This is a genomic window from Endozoicomonas sp. ONNA1, from assembly GCF_024606325.1.
Lineage (GTDB): Bacteria > Pseudomonadota > Gammaproteobacteria > Pseudomonadales > Endozoicomonadaceae > Endozoicomonas_A.
The window spans coordinates 1-2,149 of the sequence record NZ_JAHHPN010000469.1; the positions used below are offsets into that span (position 1 = coordinate 1).

Genomic DNA, 2,149 nt, shown 5'->3' on the forward strand with positions numbered 1-2,149 from the left:
ACAATCCGTTTTAAGACCGTTATCTTATCCTAGACTGGATTTTTCATAAATAAAGACAACGTCTTGCCCAACAGGAAATGAGCCCCACACTTTTGGAAGTCTTGCCATGATGTCGGTGACAGCGCTGTGACATACTCCCTCCACCAAATCGGCAAGCCGATTCCAGTGGGGGCTTCTCCGAATCATTTTAATGTCAGAACAGTCATTTTTCTGCCAGATGATACCCGTATAGTAATCAGGATCTGAAGGATGAGTTGAACCAATGTTTTGGTAATTTTTTACGACAATCTACGGTTGATTTTTTTCAAATATTACTTCTTCTGACAGTAGATTATGGGCTGCTTTCTTTGCTCTCAATATACTGACACATCGTGGTACCAGCTGGAATGCCGGAATCCCAAATCCCATTACAACAGCTAACACCTGACTGGTATGCCTTATCCAGGCTTGCCTGATACGGCTTGAAAGATAAAACCAGCTATTAACAACAGCCTGATACCCAACAAAACTGGTTATGCCAAAGACTATGCCCTCTTTCTGCCTTTGGGTTAATCCTGCTTCACCAGTATTATTCATCATCAGAGCACCTGCGTCAGGAGGAAGTGTGGATGAAATGTCGGGAGCCTGAGTTGTACAATCAGACGTTGCAGTGCAATTACATGCAACATCAAAACCTGCTATTGACCATGTGCTCACAGAAGCAAACTCTGCCCGATAAGTTTTCTCCATGGCCTCACAGCCATATTGATCACTGCTATCACCTAAAACCCAGCCCCATGCCTGTTCTCTGTCTTTTAATCCAAATGCACCCTGAACCATATTAATATCAGTACAAAAACTACCCCAGATGCCACCCATATAGTGATCAGGATCCGATGGATTGGCCAGATCAATGGATAGATCATTGCCAAACTGATCAATGACGCTGTTACAGATAGAGTCAACGAAGCGCATAACGTTTTCTCTGTGGAATAAGATCATAGAGAACAACACACCACTGCTTTCTGGCGAACTGGGTGCAGGAGCATTAGTAGGCACGGATATGACGGTTGTAGTATTTTTCATCGTCAACTGCACTTGCCCTGTAGTTTGATGACAGAAGACATTGAATGCTGCGTTCAGAGGTGTTGTCAGTCTTTGTATGCCTTGCAGGAGGTCAAATTCAGAGTTCGTAAAGCGATAGACGAAGCGCTCTTCTGCCCCTCTTCCATCAGCAAAATCTGTACATCCCAGCTCTACCGGTCGGACTCTTATCTGATTATCTGCCGGATCCAGTATCACCTTGATGTTGTCTGCAGAAAAAATACCCGCACCTCTCAGATACAGAATGCCTGAAGGTATATGTTTCTGTGTGGTCGGGGTTGAGCCGGGGTATTCTGTGGTAGCTGTTGTTGATAAACGGCTCTTCTCTGGAGAATTTCTGGAATCAATTTCTATATTCGCCAGATAGTAGACAGCATCATTATAGGGTGCCGACATCACGTAATGATTCTGTATGCCTCCTTCAATCACAAACTCAGGTAAAATATCTATCCTGTTCCCCACAAAAGCTGAGTTATCAGGCAATTGAAAACTCTTTACTCCTCTGAGATGGCCAGCGACGGGCACTGTCAATGGCAATTCATAAACGGCTGGCTGTCCCTTTCCTGACAATCGCTCTGCATCAAATATAAATAAAGTTGGATAGGTGGTTCGAAAAGCCTCATGATCCAGCCTTGTTATAGCCGATATTTTTCTTATCCTGACCGTTTCAGGAATTGGAGAAGCACTGGGTGAAATAGTTGAAGAAGGTGTTGTTGGAGATACCTGATTGTTTTTTTCCCTGATCAGCGCCTTAAAAGCAGGTAAATGATAACTGCACACGTCCCTATCAACCCTATTGGTTAATTCAGAACAACTTGAAGCCTCTGTATATCCGGAACTATCCGTTGACCCATCTGCGGCACAAACATGATAGGGGAAGGCAAAAATTACTGATAACAGAGCAACCACAGAACCGGATCCGGGACTATTCATAACAGCACTCTTTCTCATTTTTAAATGCTAAAACAGAAAATCCTTACCGCAATAATCCCTCTTTAACGTCGCCATTTATCCTAGCAGCCTGTCGGACTTAAGCGTCCGTAGCGAGGATTGCAAGAAATTGAGG

The 2,149-nt window shown here is 43.9% G+C and carries 1 protein-coding gene; it reads right to left on the reverse strand.

All coding sequences use genetic code 11. The features are described from left to right. Window positions 1-288 precede the first annotated feature (288 nt). Window positions 289-2,016 carry a hypothetical protein gene (locus KDK19_RS10740; RefSeq protein WP_257291922.1) on the reverse strand — a complete coding sequence of 576 codons (1,728 nt, stop codon included), beginning with the start codon at window positions 2,014-2,016 and terminating at the stop codon, window positions 289-291. Window positions 2,017-2,149 lie beyond the last annotated feature (133 nt).

Coding starts and splice junctions, on each gene's coding strand:
- KDK19_RS10740 (WP_257291922.1), bottom strand. CDS start 2,016: ATGAATAGTCCCGGATCCGGTTCTGTGGTTGCTCTGTTATCAGTAATT.